The following is a 17,391-nucleotide window of genomic DNA, read 5'->3' as shown; positions in this document are numbered from 1 at the left end:
CGGCATGATCAAATTATATCGGGGAGCATCAATATGATCATGAAACATCTTGTTGGCGGTATCTTGCCCGTCCTGACCTTGGGGCTGGCAGTAACGGGCTGCATGTCCGGCACAGCGGAGCAAACAGCAGCCAAGAAGCCTGTCAGCGAGCAATCCAGATTGATGAAGATTGCCAGGGATATTGATGCAAAGGGCGAGAGCGGCACAGCTTTGGCGCTATATGAACGCGCTGCCGAAATGTCCGAAAATGATTCGACCGTCTATGTCAGGCTTGGAAATGCCAGGATGAAAGACGGTGATCCGGACGGGGCGGAACAGGCCTACCGTTCTGCATTGCAGATCAATCCGCAAGACGCCAATGCCATGCTTGGGCTTGGAACAGTGCAGTTGCAGCGCGGCGATGCGAGCGCTGCCGCCCGAATTCTGGCGTCGGCTGCGCCAGCGGTAAACACCGTATCGGCCTATAACAAACTGGGAACCGCCATGGTTCTGAGCGGCGATGGCGCGGGAGCGGAAGGAGCCTTCGCCAAGGCGCTTGCGCTGCAACCGGGAAATCTTGATACCAAAACCAATCTGGCATTGGCGCAGGCCCTGTCGAACAAACTGCCCGACGCATCGACAAGCATGAACAGTGTCGTGACATCGCCACTCGCCGAGAAGCGTCATTTCATCAATTACATGATCATTCTAAGCATGTCGGGAGATTCGGCCGGAGCACGTGCAATCGACGTGCCTGACATGGCGGTGAACCAGAAGAATCAGATTTTGGCGAAAGCTGCAAAATTACGCTCGATTCAGGATCCGGCGAAGCGGGCACAGGCCATTGGCCTGCTCGCTTCGGCGTAATCAAGGACGAAAGATGTGAGCCAGACCAGCGAAGAAAAAACACTTCCAGCGTCAGACAAGAAGATCGAGGACGCACGCAAGAAGGGTCAGGTGCTGCATAGCCCTGACATGGTTTCCGGCGTGATCATTCTCTCCTGCACCATGTTCCTCATCTACATCGCTCCGGTTCTGCGTGTGAAAGTTGGTGCTTTGCTTGAGGAAGCTTCGCATATTTACGACCGTCCTTTTGCCGAAGTCTGGTACCGGTTGATCACAATTTCGGTCCAGAGCCTGCTCACGGCCACCATACCCATACTCCTTATCACCATCTTCGCAATTCTGATTACCAACGTCACGGTGACGCGCGGCTTTGTCTTTTCCGCCAAGCCCATTGAGCCCGACTTTGACCGTATTAATCCGGCGACGGGGTTGAAGCGCATATTCTCGCTCAAAAGCGTCGTTGAGTTCTGCAAGGCCCTGTTCAAGATCATTGCCGTGACAACCGCTTTTGTCTTCGTCTTTCAGGCCGGGCTGAAGGCCCTGTTCGAGTCGCCATCCTGTGGCGGGCTGTGCATGCAGGCGACATTCTTTGCCATGTTGAAGCCATTGGCTGCGATAGCCGTCGGTGCATTCCTGATCCTCGGTTTTTGCGACATTTTCCTGCAACGCTGGCTGTTCCTGCGCGAAATGCGAATGACGAAGACGGAGAGCAAGCGCGAGCACAAGGATATGGAGGGTGACCCGCTGATCAAGCAGGAACGCAATCGCCAGCGCCAGGCCATGACCGGTGGCAAGACCGGGCTGAAAAGTGCAGTTCTGATCATTGGCGACCCAGCCGATACAATTGTCGGAATCCGCTACGTGCGCGGTGAAACGCCGGTTCCCATCGTCGTTTGCCGCTCGTCCGGTGCCGGTGCCATGCAGATGAGCCGGCAGGCTGGCGATCTCGGGATTCCCGTATCGTTGGATGGCGACCTTGCCCGTCAGATCGCCAAGACTGCCAGCATAGGCAATCCGGTTCCCGAACGCGCCTTCCAGCCCGTCGCAAATGCTCTTGTCGCAGCGGGGTTGATTTGAATGTTTCAGGATTTTGCACGGCCAAAGCACGCAATGCTCTCAATGGAGGTATATTTTTCATGGTGACCCTGAAGTCCGGCTTCGGAGCATTGACGATTATTCTGGCTTGTCTTGGCAGCGTCGGCGCGGGTGAGAAAGCGCTCCCGACCGAGCCATCACCGCCCATCCTCGACCAAAAGAACCACAAGGTCTGGATTCAGCAAGGCTATCTCGATTTCCTGATGGAGCCGGAAAGCTATCCGCCTCGCCATGCGCGTCATGGCGCTGTGGCAGTGGACAGGCTCCAGCCTGCCGCCCCGCGCAGCGTCGTGAGCTACGAGACCCATGAAAAGCCGGGCACGATCATTATAGAGACGGAAAACCGCTCGCTTTATCTCGTGCAGGGCAATGGCCGTGCACTGCGTTACCCTGTTGGTGTCGGCCGGGAAGGCTATGGCTGGCGTGGGACCGAGCGTGTGTCGAGCAAGAAGGAGTGGCCCGATTGGCGGCCTCCCTCCGACATGCTTGCCCGGCGGCCTGACCTGCCACAACGCATGGCTGGCGGACCGGAAAATCCGCTTGGTGCACGCGCGCTTTATCTGGGAGACACACTCTACAGGATTCACGGCTCGAACGAGCCTGAAAGCGTGGGGCAATCATCCTCATCAGGATGTTTTCGCATGACGAACGAAGACGTCGTCGATCTCTATCGCCGCGTAAAAATCGGAACAAAAGTAGTTGTTTTGTAAGGAGGCAATACAATGGCATTTGTCGTGAAATTTGATGGAAAAAGCTTCAGCCTGAAGAGTGCAGATGGCGCTCAGACCTACAATGTCAGCCCGGCACAATCGCAATCCTGGCAAGCGGCGCTGGAAAAGCAGGCCAAGATGCAGGGCTTTAAAAGTACAACCGAGTTGCTCGACACCTTTGTGGTGACGGTGCCAAACGCCGGTGACTCCCAGTATAAGATCGCCGATCAGTTTGGAATAGGGCCCGAAGGGGCGCAGGCGATGGTGGAGGGCAATGTGCAATTTGCCAATCCTGATCTGATCCATACCTATCATGAGGGCGATCTCAATCCTGATTTTGTTACGGTTCCGGTACAGCCCGAGGCGGATAAGCCCATTTCGAATAAAAACCCGGATGGACCAGTTCCCTCATCAGACGAGCCAACGGGGCAAACGGATGGTGTCAAGAAGCAGAGTGCGATCGATACGCTGAAGAATCCCAGTGCTACCTCAGAACAGCGCAAGACTGCCATTGCGACCTATCTCGATGGGCATAGTGGCAGCGTAGAGGACCGTACCAAGGCGGCGATTGAGCTGCTTGATCCCAATCAGGATTATGGCGAAGAAAAAGTGAGGACGGCCAAACGTCAGGAGATCCTGGATGTTCTCGTGGAGCCATCCAAGGACAATGACGCCAAGAAAAACGTCTTTGACAGCCTGCTGGAACACAATTGGGTTTCGAAGAGATTTGACGACAAGAGCATGGACAAGCTGATCGGCGAGCACGCCAAGAACAAATACAATATCGATTGTGATCCGGTGAAGTGGAATCGCTGAGGTCTGGCCCTCGCTTTTCTTTGAAACAACGGACTGCGATGTCCGATTTCGGAAGGAAATAAGATGTCTTTTGGTGCAAATAATATCTTTCAGCGCTGGCGGGCCCAGCCTGCGAATGTAGACAATAAATTCGATACTGCCCTCACGCAAAGTGCCAAGGCAGCACCGCCACCGGCGACCCCGCCAAAACCGCCTGTGGCACCGCACGGGTGGAATGAAGGCCCTGCCGGTATTTCACAGCACCGCACGGAACCCGGTCTTTGGCCTTTCCGCATCTATGACAAGGCGGGAATAGACCCGACGGATAATAAGGCATTGCACGATCAGCTCGTTGCCACGCCGCAACTGGATCCCAAAGCCTTTGGCAATAGGCCAGCTGCGCCAGCGGATGCCGACAAGGCCTTGGAGAACTGCGATACGATCAATGTTCTCAGTCCTGAGCGACTTGCATTGCTTGAAGAACAGCGCACCGCATTGGCGACGGTAAGTGATAGCTCAAAGACCCAAGTTGAAAGAGACGGGGCAAAAGACGATCTGATTGTCGCCATCGGCAATGAGATTGAATTGGCCACGGTAGGACAGGGCGTGCCGAAGCTTGGCACTGACAAGAATGGCGACAAGAAAGTCGACGTCAATGAAGCAAGCGATGTTACAAAGCCCATCCTTGAACGCGCGCCAAATGATCCTGTGTTTGTTGATGCCTTCAATCAGGCGAAAGAACTGAAAGAATCCGCGTGGAAGGCCGATGGCCGCACGGACGATCAGATTGGTGTGATTGCCAAAGCAGGCGACGCCAAGGATTATGACAAGGTAACCAGCGAAACCAAGAAGCAATTGGTTGACCTCGCACTCGCAGCGGGCCCCACCGAGGCCCAGCAGATAACAGCATTGAGCAACCGCGCCGATATTTACATGAACTTCAGTGCAGGCGATCCTGAAAAATATCAGGCAGCGCTTCAAACCGGTGCTGAACAGGCGATCAAGGAAATTCGCGTTGACCGTAAGGTTGGGGAACTGACCAACGCCTTTGGCAAGGGCGATCTTGGTGGTGCTCAGGCATTCATGGCCAAGCTGCGCGAGCAAACCGGTACGAAGGATACGCTTCCGGGAAGCGGTGCGCTTCTGGCTTCGGATCCCCGGGTGATGTCAATGCTCGATAAGTCAATCGATGCGATCGCCGGTGCCGGCCCGCGTGATGGTGACATGAAAGCGAAAACCCAGGCGGTTGTCGATCTAGCCGAGGCCAGCCAGAACGTTCTTTACAATGATGGCGACAAACCCGGCAAGGGCAAGGACTTCGTTGATCATGTTGCGAAATATGTGATCGACAAGATGCGCACGGAGTTACCGGGCGATCATCTGAATGTCTTCAGCCAGAATAAGTTCTTCAGCATTGCCAGCCGCGAGGATTTGCAGGGGCGTGGCACATCCCTGCTTTCGGCGACTTCGGCCTATACCGCAGTTGAAGCTGACAAGCAGAAGGATAAGACTATATCACTCGAAGACTACGATAATAGTTTTCAGGGGATCAATTCCAATGCGCAATGGGCGACCCGTCGCAGCATCGAAAACTTCGGCTCGGCGGCCAAATCGCTCAATGAGGAAATAAACACTAAGTACAACGAGCTTTATCACGGGCTCTCAGGCTGGGGTTCCAATGTCAAAGCCGATAACGGGATTCCTCCGGAAGCCCAGCTTGCCGAGGATATGAAGGCAATCGACAATATGTCGCCGGAGAACAAGAAGAAGTCCGAGGAGCTGGTTGATCTGGGTGAAACCAAACAGAAGCAATGGGAGATTCAGGACAGTATCGAGCTTGGTGTCAAATTGTACAGCAATGACAACAAGAAGGTCGATGGACAGGATACAGAAGCGCCCATCCCGATGTTGTTCGGTACCGGCATCATGATGACCAAATCCAAGTCGACCAAGGAAGCACTGGCGGACCTGCCGGAGCGTCCGAAGGAAATGACCACCACCGAACAAAAAACCCCAGGCACCGTCTGGGTGCAACGTGCGACCCGTGCTTTGGCGACAGAAGCCATCACCCAAACCCTTAAAGGCCGAGTCGGAGATATCACTGCTGCAATGGGAGAGAATCGTTTCCAGGAGATATTGAAAGGAAACACCCTGCCCACAATGGCCGAAGCGCAGGCAATTCTCAAAGCTGACAAGCTGAGGCCTGCCGATGCTGCCTTCTTGAAGGATGTTAAATCAATCCTGGGCGAGTCGAAGGTCCATGATATCGTGTCCGGAAAAGTCGTTCCCACTGATGAGGAGCGCAGGCAAATTGCGAGCGTACAGCGCCTGGATCACGGATTTGGCAGAGTTACACGCTTCTCCTCCGGGTTAAGTGCAGGCCTGTTTGGCAAGAACATAGACGGCCTGACGGGTACTCCAGACGATTTGGTGTACTACGTGCCGCATACGATCATGATGTTGACCGCGGCACAGACGGCTTTGAATCCCAATGCCAAGTCAATCTTGTCGACTCCGTCTGCTACCGGAAATCCGCCTGACGTGGCCGATATCAATGGGCATGTTAACAACGATCCGACGCTTGATTCAAAACAAAAGGAGAGGTGGAACAAGACCTCTCATATGCTCACGAGGGCGGGTGGCGTCGATACTCTTTATGTCGCCGCCGACATGACAAACATGATTTTGAATACAGTGGGGACTGACTCCGTCAAGCAGGATACAGTCAAGGCCTGGGGCTATGGCATTGCTACGGTTAGCGATGCGATGTTTGCGGTTGCCGCCTCAACGGGGAAGGTAACGACAGGTGCCGCAGAGGCTGCTTTGGTCAAAGAAAGTGGAGCGGCTAGATTAATGACGCGCCTTGGATTTCTCAGGGTCACAGGCGTTGCAGCAGTACTGCAAGTCGCCGGTGCCGGTATCGTTGGCGGCCGAGGCGCTTATAACGCTGCTCATACCTATGACAAGGCGGATGCTGATGCCATCCAGGTTCTGTATGGAGTCAATGATCGCAAGACTGCGGAAATGCTTGCCGAACATAATGATCTTCTGGATGAGGGTCTTATGGGCATACTCCAGACCGTGCTTCCGGGCGATAAGTATCTGATGGGCGGCGATGAAGGCACGCGCAGTGCAAATAATGTTCTGACCGGCACCTATGCCGATCTTGATTACAATCGGGCGCGGCTCGGCAAGCTGTTCAACAGTTGGACACCGGAAGAGGCAAAGGAAGTGTCCGAGACAATTCGCAACATGACAACCAATGACGACCACAAGTTGAAGGATACGCAGGACGATCTTCAATATCTGCAATTGCCTTTCGATCCGGCCAAGGCAGATTTGGCTAAGTATCCGAATATCAAATATGACGCTCAGGAAAAACGGTACGAAGACTCGCAGACTTCCATGTATTGGGACGGAAACAAATGGTGGGCTCCTCCCAAGAAGGTCGATCCCAACGCTCCGATGACGTACCACATATTATGGTACGATCCTGCGGCGGGCCATACAATGCGTAATGATGGCTTCGCCCGTGAGGTTAAACCCGACAGCACGGAAGGGCTCAAGGCCTGGTTGAAAAACAAAGGCTATCTTGATTGACCACAAAAGGCCGGCGCTCAGCGCCGGCTTTTTTCTAGAGTGAGAGGCCGAGCGTGCTCAATCTTTTCTGCACGTCTTTCTTGCGATCCGGATGAACCGCCAGAATATTGGCAACCCTGCCTGATGGAAACGCAGCATCGACTTCCGCGGCGTTTTTAAGAGGTGCGATTGAATCGATATCGACCTCCCATACCCCATATCCCCAGCTTGTCAGAATGTCGCAAATTTTACCCGGCGTCACGCGGGACAGGTTCCACAGCACATCCCGGTTTATCTCGACGAGCATGGTTGGATGCGATGATTGGATCGTATGGGCAGCGCCCATGAAGAACATGCCTTCGGCGCCCTCAATATCCACTTTGATCGTATCCGGCCTGATGCGTTTGGCGATGGCATCGAGCGTTTCGACCCTTACACTGCGATCTGAATGGCGGTTTTGCGAACCAGCAACGAGACTGGTCGCACCGGCATTGACGGTTTCGTCCGCTCTGTTGAGTTCCATCGTGCCTGGGACATCTGCAAGAGCGATCTGATGAACCGTGATTGTTTTTGAAAGCTTGTTTTCTTTGATCGACTTGCTGAAAAGCGTCCATAAATGGGGGAGAGGCTCGAAGGCCACCACCTTGCCTGAAAAACCGGGCTTTGTGGCAACTGAAAGCGAATAATAGCCCACATTGCCGCCGACATCGAAGAAGGTCCCATTGTCCGGTGTGATCGCCTTGATAATATCAATGTCGAACTTCTCATAGCCGCCGCTAAAAATGCCGAAGGTCATGTGATATTGGCGCAGGTCGAGATAGATTTTGAACCCGTCCTTGGTTTCGTACATGACTTCAATGCTCTTGGGCACGAAATTATTGAACAGCAGTTCGGCGTGCCTCTGGTGAAATTCGACCGAACTCATGAACCTTCTTCGATGCTCCGTCAGGGGCAATTCTGAAATGCTGAACAGGTTCTCGGAAATGATACGGGTTTCTTCAACGTTCACGTCACGCCCGAGGATGTACTTATACGAATTGAGAATGTCGTTATAGCTCGTCATTACGCTTTCACTCATTTCCCGGAATGGTTGGCACTGGTTTGTTTGTCTGCATTGCTTTTTTGACGTGCTGCCGCGTCCAGTAATTCGTCGAGTTGATCAAAGTGCTTTTCCCACTTTTGCAGTGTCAGGGGCGCGCGACGGCGATGTTCCGCGGCGTGGGTTTCGATTGCTTCGCGCCATCCAAGACCATCGAGCGGATCAAGAAAGATTGCATGCTCTCCGGCTATTTCCTTATGCGAGGCAATATTGGAAGCAATAATGGTCGTGCCGGTTGCCATGGCCTCGGCCAAGGGCATGCCATAGCCTTCTGCAAATGAGGGGGCGAGCAGGGCGGTCGCGCCTGCCATGAGATCGGCGAGGGCTGCATCTCCAAGATCTGGAGCTTCGATGACAATATCGCGCAATTGAGGGCAACGTTCGAGGGTGGCAAAGACCTGCGCGTTCTCCCAGCCGCGCTTTCCGGCGATGACGAGACGCGGTGTATCCTTACCGTGCTCGTCAACCAATGCGCGCCAAAGTTGCAGGATCATCGCATGGTTTTTGCGCGGCTCAATGGTTCCGACCATCAAGAAATAGGGTCGCTTTGAACGACGCGCGGCTCTGCTGGCAACGTTGAAACTATGTTCGACGCCGGGCGGGAGAACGGCAATTGGGGGAACCGCACGGCCTTGCTCTTCGGCAAAGGTTTCAAATGAACGAGCGGTGGTTTGCGAGTTGCAAAGAACCAGCCCGGCATGTTTCAGCACGGTTTCCATGCGTTGTAGGTGTCGCTGCGGCTCGTTCTTGCGGACAAACTCCGGATGGGTGAGCGGGATGAGGTCGTGAACGTAGAATATGCCGTTGCTGCGTTGAGCATCCAGCCAGGAAAAGGCGGCAGGACGATGCAGATTGGTGTGTGACACATGCACAAAGGGTGCGCTGGTGGCCAAGCGGCTCATTGGTAATATGGTGCGCAGCACCTTGCCGGCATTCATGCCCCATTGTTGAAGCTTGGATTTATTCTTCGTCGGCACGATGCTCTTTAACTGTGACCAGGAGAGACGGCCGTCTATTGCCGCATAGATCTGTTCCAGTTCTGTCGATTGCGATTGGGTCAAAGCGGCCGTTGACCATCTCTGTTCCAATTCACTGATCAATCCATTGGCGCGGCCACGGTTTATCTCGATTGGCTTTGTCCGTCCCATTTCAATGAAATAGGAGCTGCGCGCCTTTGCCCAATTGGCATATTGAAGCTCGAAGCGATCAATCCCGGTGGGTGTCGAGAAATGCGACCTGTCAATCAGCCGGGAAATATCCATCGCAATTGCATTCATCATGACCATCCCATCATGCGCAGAGCCGTCTTCAATAAGGATGGCTCTGCTGGCGTCTCACCATGCAGTTCTTCGATCACGTCTTCCACCTCGCAAAGAAGGTTTGTGCGGGCGGAAAAATAGAGCGGGTAAAGGATCAGCGCTCCGGCAACCAAAGCATCCAGTGTCAGATATTTGCGTGGGCGCAGCGGGGATACACAATCATGCGTCAGCCCCCAGCCTGCATAGAAGGGTAGGCCGTGACACCAGACTGGACGGCCCCGCATCAATGCTTCGAACCCGATCAGGGATGTCGCAACGTGGATCTCGTCACAGGCGCGCAGCAAGCTGTCTACCGACACATTGCCGACGACCAGATCCGCAAACTGCGCAAGCTGGGCTGGGTCTGAAGCCATGCCGCGCTTTCCCGCGAGCATGTCGGGATGTTCCTTGAATATGATGAAGGCTTGCGGACGTTGCGCGCGGACAGCTTTCAGCAGATCCATGTTGGAGACGCTGTTGGTCAAGCCAAACCGTAGCGATGCATCGCCCGGCACCTGTCCCGCAACAAGGATGACAGGTTTTCCAGCTGCCAGATGACGGTAGTCTGGAGTGATCGCGCCCTGAAGATTATATTTGGTAATGTTGTGCTGGACTATGCTCTGGCGCAGGCGGGCAGCACGGCTCAGCAAAGCAGGCGTGAAGTTGGTATTGAGCAGCAATCGTTCAAGATCGCTCTCGCGTGTCGCATCGAAATATATGCCATCCCGGTCGAGGCAAAGCGATGAAGCCGGAACCAGATGTGAGCCAAGCCCGACCGAGCGAATAAAACCATCTTCCATTCGCAGGGTGGGGACGGAACGGGCACTCCTGTCAGTGACGGCAGCCTCTTCCTGCCGACCCCAACGGACGAGATAATCTGCCTGTGCAAGCGCTTTGGCATCTGGCTTGGAATTGATGAACCGGACCGTCGACCATGGACCGGAAAGAAAGCGTTTGACGCTGCGGTGCTTGTGCTTGGAAAAGCCGACGCACAGATAATTACCGCGCCGCGCCAAGGCATGATGCCGCCAGGCAATGAGGCGTTCGATTGCCTTCTCGGCTGTGGTTGCTTTCCCGCTGACCGGGTCGACATAGCGGGAATAATGCAGCAATGCGGCTGCAACAAAACTATCCAGGTCCGGTCGGCTAGTCCGGCGCGAAAAGGCAGCGCGTGCAACCGGACCGTCAGCCCAGTCAGTGGTAAGCCCCCAGCCTGCATAAAACGGGACGCCAAATGTCTTGACGGGCACTGACCGGATCAAAGCATCGAAGCCGAACTGGCTTGAAACAGTCCACACCTCGTCCACGACATCAAGCAAGGCGTGGGGAGAAACATTCTCGCTTATAACGTGAAGATTGGCCTCACCGGCAAGGTGTGTGAGATAGCCTCTGGCAAATCCTGCAACAATATCCGGGTGGCTTTTAACGATAACAGTGGCGCCCGGCACAGCCTGTGCTTCCTGCAACATCTGGTGGAAACTGTGCTCATTGGCACCCGCACCGCTGACCGAATAGTCCCCCATGACCTGGTCGATCAAAAGAATCCTGCGGCCGGAGGTTGGCGCGAGAGAAAATGGATAGTCCGGCAGATGGTTATATTTGGTCAGTCTGTGTTCAATGATTTGCTGCTGCAGGGCGCGGCTTCTGCAAAGATCCTGCTCGCCAAAGCCGCCTTGTACAAGAAGCTCCAACCGGGATGGTTTTGCTGCGTTGAAGTAAATGCCGGTGTCGTCGGCAACGATTGCAACCCCCGGCGCGCCAGCCTTGCCAAGTCCAACAGACCGCAGGAAACCGTCTTCCAATGCCCAGTAGGGTAGCCCGCGCAACTTTGCCAACCGGCGGGCCATGCGTGCCAGCGGTTTTTCGCCCCAGCCGACAATGCCGTCTGCCGGTCTGGCCGCCAATTCGGCACTGCATATGCGCGATGTATTCAAGGCAGCCCCGATCAAAGGAAACCGCAGGCGCGTTGGCGTGAAAGCCAATAGCCGCGCATTCTTCTCTGGCAGCCAGTTCGGCGCTGCTTCACGCACTCGAAAATCATCCAGAACCACCGGAGCAGAATGTGCAATGGGAGGTGGCGGGATTACGCTCATGGCATCAATTCACCGCATCTGCTGAAACAGAAGCACCGACGGTTGCTGCTTCTGTTGTCGCGGTGGTCTTGTCTTGTGCGGAAGGCATTGTCACCAAAGACGAAGCTTCATCAATCGGGACAATCTTCAGCTCCAGCTGAATTCGTTTCACGACTCTTTTGGCAGTCGCCTCGAGCAGATTTCGAAGATAAAAACTGCCATTGACGAGGCTTTCGTCGTGCATTCTTGCGTTGAATGCATTTACCGCCGTTTTGTCCGGTGCCTCCGGCGAGGCCCAGAATGCATCCATATTGCTGGCAACAGCACCCTTTTGAGGGTCGTGTGCAAACGACAGTCCCTGACCGCTATATAAGGCATCCCCCAATGCCAATAGCGGTTTGCCGTGGTTTAGCGCCAGCAGGCCTGATGTGCTGTTGACTGTCACCAGCCCAAGCGAATGGCGGATCAGCAGACCGATTGAACCGTCATCAACAATGTGAACCCGGTCTTCGCAGCCGGCAATGCGGGCCAATGCCATGGCAAAGGGACGGTAGCTCTTGTGGCCGCGGTCCATTGGATGAATCTTGATGACAAGGTGATGATTGCTCGCCGCATGCCGTTCGAATGAGCGCAGGCTTTCGGTGATCAACCTCTCCATCGTCCACCCACGACCGTGGCGAAGCAATTGCTGGTCATCATGCACCTGAAGCGCGACGACAAAATACTGACCCTCGAGATTCTCGATCAGATTGAGCATCAGTTCATTATTTGCCGGATAATAGCGAAGCTTCCGGTAGAAGTTGCGCGTCCATAGAATGGATTCGGAAATGATGCCGCGGCTGCGATGATGCGCATTGCCGCGAAAGAACACGGTCCCCGCCGTTTTTGCCAGATAATAACGGATGGCAAGGAAGGTCATGGCGCGGAAGAGATTGCCTTTTACCTGTTCCGGAGGCAAAGCGGGGCCACGGGCAACAAGACGCGGCGTGTGTGTGCGCAAGGGAGACATGGCATTATTGCCACCCCATTCGAGCGTAATGAAGTTTGGCCGAACATAGCCCTCTTCGAATGAAGCGACAGGAATACCGGCCTGCTGCGCCACTCGAATGGCCTGGCGGTGATAGGGCCGGCTGTCGCCGAAAAGAACGATGGTCTCCGGTTTGCGGCCGCGGATAAAATCGCTCAGCCAATCGCTCCATGCCTCTGTCGTTCCGGAAAAATGCAACGTTTTCGATCCGCGAAAATAGGACCAGTCTCCGCCGTTGAAATTGACTTTGAGAACGTCATAGCCCTCGGCTTCGAGTTCTGCGGATAGAACACGGAAAAACGGACCGACAGGACCTTGCAGGAGAAGAATGAGAGGTTTTTGTGTGGGCTGCGTATGGCCTGTACGCTCCGGAAATGAAACGATCAGGCCCAATTGGTCGGATTCATGGCGTCCGATTTTATGCCCCACAGGTCTTCAAGCCCCTTTACAACGCTTACTCTGGGTCAAAACTCTACTCAGAGCATAAAATTGATGCTTTTCAGAGAGTTATTTCATCCGCAACCATTGGGCGCCATACTAATTACGCCAGAACAAGTAAAAAAACGCCAATTACCCATTAAAATTATCTATTATGGTTTCTATTCTAAAATCTATTTACTTAGTTGCGTTTATATAAATGTTTACAGTGGTTTATAATTGCGACTAATGTTTTTTCATTATATGCTTCACTTTAATTAGTGCCGATAACGCACGTTTTTAGTGCACATATTGGAGCGTAATTTGGCTTGGATATCCTCTAGACACCGGTTCTACGCAGCATGACGCGCGTTAGTACAAATGATGAGTTTACCGACTATCTGACGTTGGTGGATATTCATGCCGGAGATGTTCCTCCCGAAACGAAATCTGTCACTGATCGGGCGCTTTCCTGGATTCGAAATCACATTCTCGTCTTGATCATGGTTGCATTGCCGACCAGCCTGGCCACCATTTATTATATTGCAATCGCATCGGACCAGTATGTTTCCGAAACGCGGTTCGTCGTGCGCAGTCCCAATAGAAACGCCGCCGGGCTGCTCAGCGGTTTCCTTCAAAGCACAGGCTTTGTCCGGGCTCAGGACGACAGCTATGTCGTCATGGAATTTATCGAATCGCGCGCAGCCTCAGGCGATCTGGCGGAACACAGCAATTTGCGCGAAGTATTGTCCCGTCCGGAGGCAGACTTTCTTGCCCGCTTCCCCTCACTCTGGAGCAAGCCCACCGAAGAGGCGCTGTTTGAGCACTATCTTGATTTTGTGACAATCGAGACCGATTCCGGTGGCGGGGTTACAACATTGCGGGTGCGTGCGTTCCGTCCGGAAGATGCGCAAATGCTGGCGCAAGCACTGTTGGATCGCGCTGAAATGCTTATTAACCGGCTTAATGATCGCGCGCGTCAGGATGCGGTTCGCTTTGCGCGTATTGAGGTTACAGACAGCGAAAAACGGCTCGGTGATCTGCAGAAATCCCTGACGGATTTCCGCAACAAGGTTGCGATGATTGATCCAAGCAAGCAATCCACCGCCATGTTTGAGATGATTGCAAAATTGTCGGATGACGTTGCGCAAAGCAAGGCACAGCTCGCTTCCCTGATGCAGCAGGCACCGCAAAGCCCTCAGATACAGGCGATGCGCAGCTCCATTGATGCCAAGGAACAACAGATTATCGAAGAGCGTGCCAGGATTGTTGGCGATGACGCTTCCATGGCGCCGCTGATCGCCGAGTACGAGCAATTGCTGCTTCAGCGCGAGCTTGGCATGCGGATGCTGGAATCGTCGGCGACATCGCTTGAGAATGCCAAACTGGAGGCGCAGAGGCAGCAGCTTTATCTCGAGCGCATCGTTAGTCCCAATCGCCCCGATTACGCCATGTACCCAAAGCGTATAAAATCCATTCTCATGGTATTGGCCCTGTGCTTTGCCGCGTTCTGGATTGTTCGCTTTTTCCGCAACCAGATTTACGATCATTCAGAGACATGAGTACAGAAGGCACAATCACGTTCCATGGTGGCAAGGACGGTCTCCCGCCCTCATTGGCCGCTAGCCGACCCGCCAAGACCGGTGCTGTTTCTGTTCGCAATATCATCAAGGAATATCCCATGAATGGGGGCACACGCCGTGTGCTTGATGACATAAGTTTTGAGGTGAAGGCCGGCGAGAAAATTGCTGTTCTTGGTCACAATGGTGCGGGTAAATCAACGCTTGTCAGGCTTATTGCGGGGATGGAGCCGCCGACCTCGGGTGAGATTACCAGAACCATGTCGCTATCCTGGCCCATTGCATTGAGCGGCGGGTTTGGCGGGTCGATGACCGGCATAGACTGCATGCGGTTTCTGTCGCGCGTTTATAACAGACCTGTCGATGAAATCCGCGATTGTGTGGAGACGTTCAGTGACCTTGGCAAATATCTTCGCATGCCGATCAAAACCTATTCCTCGGGCATGCGTGCGCGACTGGCGTTCGGGCTTTCCCTTGCGATTGATTTCGATTGCTATCTGATCGATGAGGTCGTTGCGGTTGGCGATCAACGGTTCCAGCGTAAATCTTTTGAAGAACTGTTTGTGAAGCGACGCGATCGGGCAATGATCATTGTCGGTCACAGCCTGGATGTCATCGCCGAACATTGTTCATCAGCGCTTGTGCTCAAGAATGGGCGGGGCAAGGTGTTCAATGATGTAAAATTTGCCTTCGACATCTACGCGTCGCTGTAGGAGGGGCCATGCAAAGCAAAGCCCCAAAGCCTCATCAGGCACCACTACTCGAACTTGATGTGATCGCGCACCCGTTCGATCAGGAAAAAGCCTATGGCGGTGGTGATCAGGCAGCAGGAGAAAATATACGAGATGTCGTAATGGGCGACGATTGTATCGCCGAATGTTCCGGACCTAAACATTTCGAAGCAGTGTACGAGCGGCACATAAAGCGCCAGTTTCTGAATGTCGGAAGGCAGCCACGAAACCATGAAGAACATGCCCGAGATGGGCAAGGTCAGATATTGCAATGGCGCAATGAGTTTCTCGACAAATTCGAAGAACTCCGCCAGAGCCGCCAATATCATGCCGACCCCGAAGGCAAACCAGGCCATGAAGAACCAGCCCGCCATCACCAGTCCGAGATCGTGATAGGGCTCCATGAGACCAGCCAGGCGTGTCCCGGTGTAAACAATAATCAAAGCAAGTGTGGTGCCGCCAACCTCCAACAAGGCACGTGCCATCAGCGTATCCGCCATACGGATTTGGCGATGATACATCAGAGGCAGATTGTGCTTCAGGCAGGAAACCAGTTGGGACGAGACGTGGCGCCAAAGGGTCAGTGGCATATACCCGCTCAACACAAACGCAATAATGCCAAGGCCATGCGACTCGTGTTTCAACAAAGTCCACATAGCCATGACGCCAAGCGTCAGGATCATGGGTTCAAGAATGAGCCACAGAAACCCGACATTCTCGCGACCATAGCGTGTGATCATCTCACGCATGACAAGCGCACCAAGGACGCGCAGCTGGGTACGTATGCCCGTGAGCATCGTCGTTTTCAATGTGGGTTTTGCCGGAGCAGCTTCCATTCTATCGCCTTGGTATTAACAAGAGGAGTTCATTGACGAATATATACATACAGTAGTATTCTGCAATAGAAATAAGAATAAACTTTGCCTATGTTAAATAGATAAAGTTTAAATAGGTAATGATGCTCAGTATATTTACTGCGCTTCTACATGTGCATAAAGGGGAATTGCCATTAATAGTCTTGCTCCAGGTCTGTTTACACCGGCACCCGCGCCTCGGCCCATATATGCACGCGCAAAATTTGTGCCACGCCTGCTCGCTATCCTGTTCATTGGCCTGCCGACTTTGCTGGTGAGCCTCTATTATATTTTCATTGCATCACCCATGTTTGTGTCGGAGTCGGCCTTTGTCGTGCGAATGGCCACGCCGCCATCCTCATCAAACCTGGGCTCGATGTTGCAGAACAGCGGCATCACGCGATCGCAGGACGATACTTTTTCCGTTCAGGAATATATACGTTCCCGGGATGCTCTGACTGTTGTGCAGGATACTCTGCCCCTGCGAACCTATTTTGATAGCAGCCATGGAGATGTGCTGGCACGGTTTCCAGCTCCGTGGGAAAGCGGGCTTTTCGAGGAGTTGTTCCGCTACTACGGCAAGCGTGTCCAGATTGTGCATAATGACACGACAGGCATAACCCTCCTGCGGACCTCGGCATTCCTGCCGCAGGACGCTCTGGCCCTGAACAAGACACTTCTGGATATCGGCAATGCGCGTCTGATCAAGATGAATGAACGGGCGAGGGGGGATGCGGTACGTTTTGCTACTGCGGAAGTTGAAAGTGCGGAGCAACGGATGATCGAAGCGCAGAAGAACATAACGCTCTTTCGCAACAAGGAGCTTATGATCGATCCCAAGCTCAACTCCGTGTCCATGGTCGAACTCATGAGCCGGATCAGTTCGGAGCTGGCTGTTTCCCGCGCAAATCTTGCAGAAACCAGATCCACGGCTCCCGATTCAAGCTCGATCCCCTTTATGACGAGCCGCATTGATGCACTCGAAAAGCAGTTGGTCATGGAGCGGAGCAAAGTGGCGGGAGAGGACGGTTCGATTGCGCCGCGAATAGCAGATTATGAAGCTTTGATGCTGCAAAGGGAATTTTCCAACAAGGCGCTCCTGTCGGCATTGGATTCGCTGAAAACGGCGCGCGCCGATGCACGCCGGCAGCAGCTTTATCTGGAAGTGGTCGTCTCGCCCAATTTGCCTGACCAGGCCGAGCTTCCTCTGGCCTTGAAGAATATTGCGATCGTATTTCTGGTCACATCGATCGGATATCTGCTTGGCTGGCTGCTGCTTACCGCGATCCGCGATCACGACAGTTGAGGC

Annotated in this window: 13 protein-coding genes; 8 read left to right on the top strand and 5 right to left on the bottom strand. The window is 53.7% G+C overall.

Translation table 11 applies throughout. The features are described from left to right. The first annotated feature begins 33 nt into the window (after positions 1-33). The 5 genes from V9K95_RS16315 to V9K95_RS16295 all read left to right on the top strand — a co-directional run bounded on the left by V9K95_RS16315 (position 34) and on the right by V9K95_RS16295 (position 7,025). Positions 34-846: a tetratricopeptide repeat protein gene (locus V9K95_RS16315; protein WP_336441488.1), complete on the top strand. Its 813-nt coding sequence runs from the start codon at positions 34-36 to the stop codon at positions 844-846. Between the two features lie 15 nt (positions 847-861). After that, positions 862-1,902, top strand: a complete 1,041-nt coding sequence (locus tag V9K95_RS16310; protein ID WP_336441489.1) for an EscU/YscU/HrcU family type III secretion system export apparatus switch protein — start codon at positions 862-864, stop codon at positions 1,900-1,902. Between the two features lie 59 nt (positions 1,903-1,961). Next, positions 1,962-2,630: a L,D-transpeptidase gene (locus V9K95_RS16305; RefSeq protein WP_336441490.1), complete on the top strand. Its 669-nt coding sequence runs from the start codon at positions 1,962-1,964 to the stop codon at positions 2,628-2,630. Between the two features lie 12 nt (positions 2,631-2,642). After that, the gene (locus tag V9K95_RS16300; RefSeq protein ID WP_336441491.1) at positions 2,643-3,446 is read left to right on the top strand and encodes a hypothetical protein; all 804 of its coding nucleotides are present in this window, start codon (positions 2,643-2,645) and stop codon (positions 3,444-3,446) included. Between the two features lie 63 nt (positions 3,447-3,509). Beyond that, entirely contained in the window at positions 3,510-7,025 is a 3,516-nt protein-coding gene (locus V9K95_RS16295) for a hypothetical protein (RefSeq protein ID WP_336441492.1), read from the top strand. Positions 7,026-7,059: 34 nt separating this feature from the next. Here the strand turns inward: V9K95_RS16295 and V9K95_RS16290 are convergent, their stop codons facing one another. The 4 genes from V9K95_RS16290 to V9K95_RS16275 are packed head-to-tail and all read right to left on the bottom strand — an operon-like array spanning position 7,060 to position 12,929. Further along, complete coding sequence (locus tag V9K95_RS16290; protein WP_115055060.1) at positions 7,060-8,067, bottom strand: FkbM family methyltransferase; 1,008 nt, start codon at positions 8,065-8,067, stop codon at positions 7,060-7,062. An 11-nt stretch (positions 8,068-8,078) separates the two neighbouring features. Beyond that, positions 8,079-9,383, bottom strand: coding sequence for a glycosyltransferase family 4 protein (locus tag V9K95_RS16285; protein ID WP_336441493.1), 1,305 nt, complete (start codon positions 9,381-9,383; stop codon positions 8,079-8,081). Continuing rightward, on the bottom strand, positions 9,380-11,494 hold the full coding sequence (locus V9K95_RS16280; RefSeq protein ID WP_336441494.1) for a capsular polysaccharide biosynthesis protein: 2,115 nt from the start codon (positions 11,492-11,494) through the stop codon (positions 9,380-9,382). The genes V9K95_RS16285 and V9K95_RS16280 overlap by 4 nt, the downstream gene beginning before the upstream one ends. A gap of 4 nt (positions 11,495-11,498) precedes the next feature. Then, the gene (locus tag V9K95_RS16275; RefSeq protein WP_336441495.1) at positions 11,499-12,929 is read right to left on the bottom strand and encodes a capsular biosynthesis protein; all 1,431 of its coding nucleotides are present in this window, start codon (positions 12,927-12,929) and stop codon (positions 11,499-11,501) included. A 350-nt stretch (positions 12,930-13,279) separates the two neighbouring features. On the opposite strand from V9K95_RS16275, the gene V9K95_RS16270 reads away from it, so the two are divergent. Both V9K95_RS16270 and V9K95_RS16265 read left to right on the top strand, forming a co-directional pair. Then, positions 13,280-14,479: a capsule biosynthesis protein gene (locus V9K95_RS16270; protein ID WP_336441496.1), complete on the top strand. Its 1,200-nt coding sequence runs from the start codon at positions 13,280-13,282 to the stop codon at positions 14,477-14,479. After that, positions 14,476-15,210 (top strand): ATP-binding cassette domain-containing protein, encoded by a 735-nt coding sequence (locus tag V9K95_RS16265; protein WP_115055064.1) that lies wholly within the window; start codon positions 14,476-14,478, stop codon positions 15,208-15,210. The genes V9K95_RS16270 and V9K95_RS16265 overlap by 4 nt, the downstream gene beginning before the upstream one ends. A 44-nt stretch (positions 15,211-15,254) precedes the next feature. On the opposite strand, the gene V9K95_RS16260 is transcribed toward V9K95_RS16265, so the two are convergent. Continuing rightward, the gene (locus V9K95_RS16260; RefSeq protein ID WP_115055065.1) at positions 15,255-16,064 is read right to left on the bottom strand and encodes an ABC transporter permease; all 810 of its coding nucleotides are present in this window, start codon (positions 16,062-16,064) and stop codon (positions 15,255-15,257) included. Between the two features lie 244 nt (positions 16,065-16,308). Here V9K95_RS16260 and V9K95_RS16255 point away from each other — a divergent pair, with 244 nt between their 5' ends. Then, a complete protein-coding gene (locus V9K95_RS16255; protein WP_307277498.1) occupies positions 16,309-17,388 on the top strand; it encodes a capsule biosynthesis protein in 1,080 nt (359 codons plus the stop codon). The last annotated feature ends 3 nt before the right edge of the window (positions 17,389-17,391 follow it).

Source organism: Phyllobacterium sp. CCNWLW183 (assembly GCF_037203775.1).
Lineage (GTDB): Bacteria > Pseudomonadota > Alphaproteobacteria > Rhizobiales > Rhizobiaceae > Phyllobacterium > Phyllobacterium ifriqiyense.
This window is presented reverse-complemented; position numbering and strand designations above follow the sequence as displayed.

Excerpts from the sequence above, each read along its gene's own strand:
- V9K95_RS16305 (WP_336441490.1), top strand. The coding sequence starts at position 1,962 with ATGGTGACCCTGAAGTCCGGCTTCGGAGCATTGACGATTATTCTGGCT.
- V9K95_RS16315 (WP_336441488.1), top strand. The coding sequence starts at position 34 with ATGATCATGAAACATCTTGTTGGCGGTATCTTGCCCGTCCTGACCTTG.
- V9K95_RS16300 (WP_336441491.1), top strand. The coding sequence starts at position 2,643 with ATGGCATTTGTCGTGAAATTTGATGGAAAAAGCTTCAGCCTGAAGAGT.
- V9K95_RS16260 (WP_115055065.1), bottom strand. The coding sequence starts at position 16,064 with ATGGAAGCTGCTCCGGCAAAACCCACATTGAAAACGACGATGCTCACG.
- V9K95_RS16270 (WP_336441496.1), top strand. The coding sequence starts at position 13,280 with ATGACGCGCGTTAGTACAAATGATGAGTTTACCGACTATCTGACGTTG.
- V9K95_RS16265 (WP_115055064.1), top strand. The coding sequence starts at position 14,476 with ATGAGTACAGAAGGCACAATCACGTTCCATGGTGGCAAGGACGGTCTC.
- V9K95_RS16280 (WP_336441494.1), bottom strand. The coding sequence starts at position 11,494 with ATGAGCGTAATCCCGCCACCTCCCATTGCACATTCTGCTCCGGTGGTT.
- V9K95_RS16295 (WP_336441492.1), top strand. The coding sequence starts at position 3,510 with ATGTCTTTTGGTGCAAATAATATCTTTCAGCGCTGGCGGGCCCAGCCT.
- V9K95_RS16290 (WP_115055060.1), bottom strand. The coding sequence starts at position 8,067 with ATGACGAGCTATAACGACATTCTCAATTCGTATAAGTACATCCTCGGG.
- V9K95_RS16285 (WP_336441493.1), bottom strand. The coding sequence starts at position 9,383 with ATGATGAATGCAATTGCGATGGATATTTCCCGGCTGATTGACAGGTCG.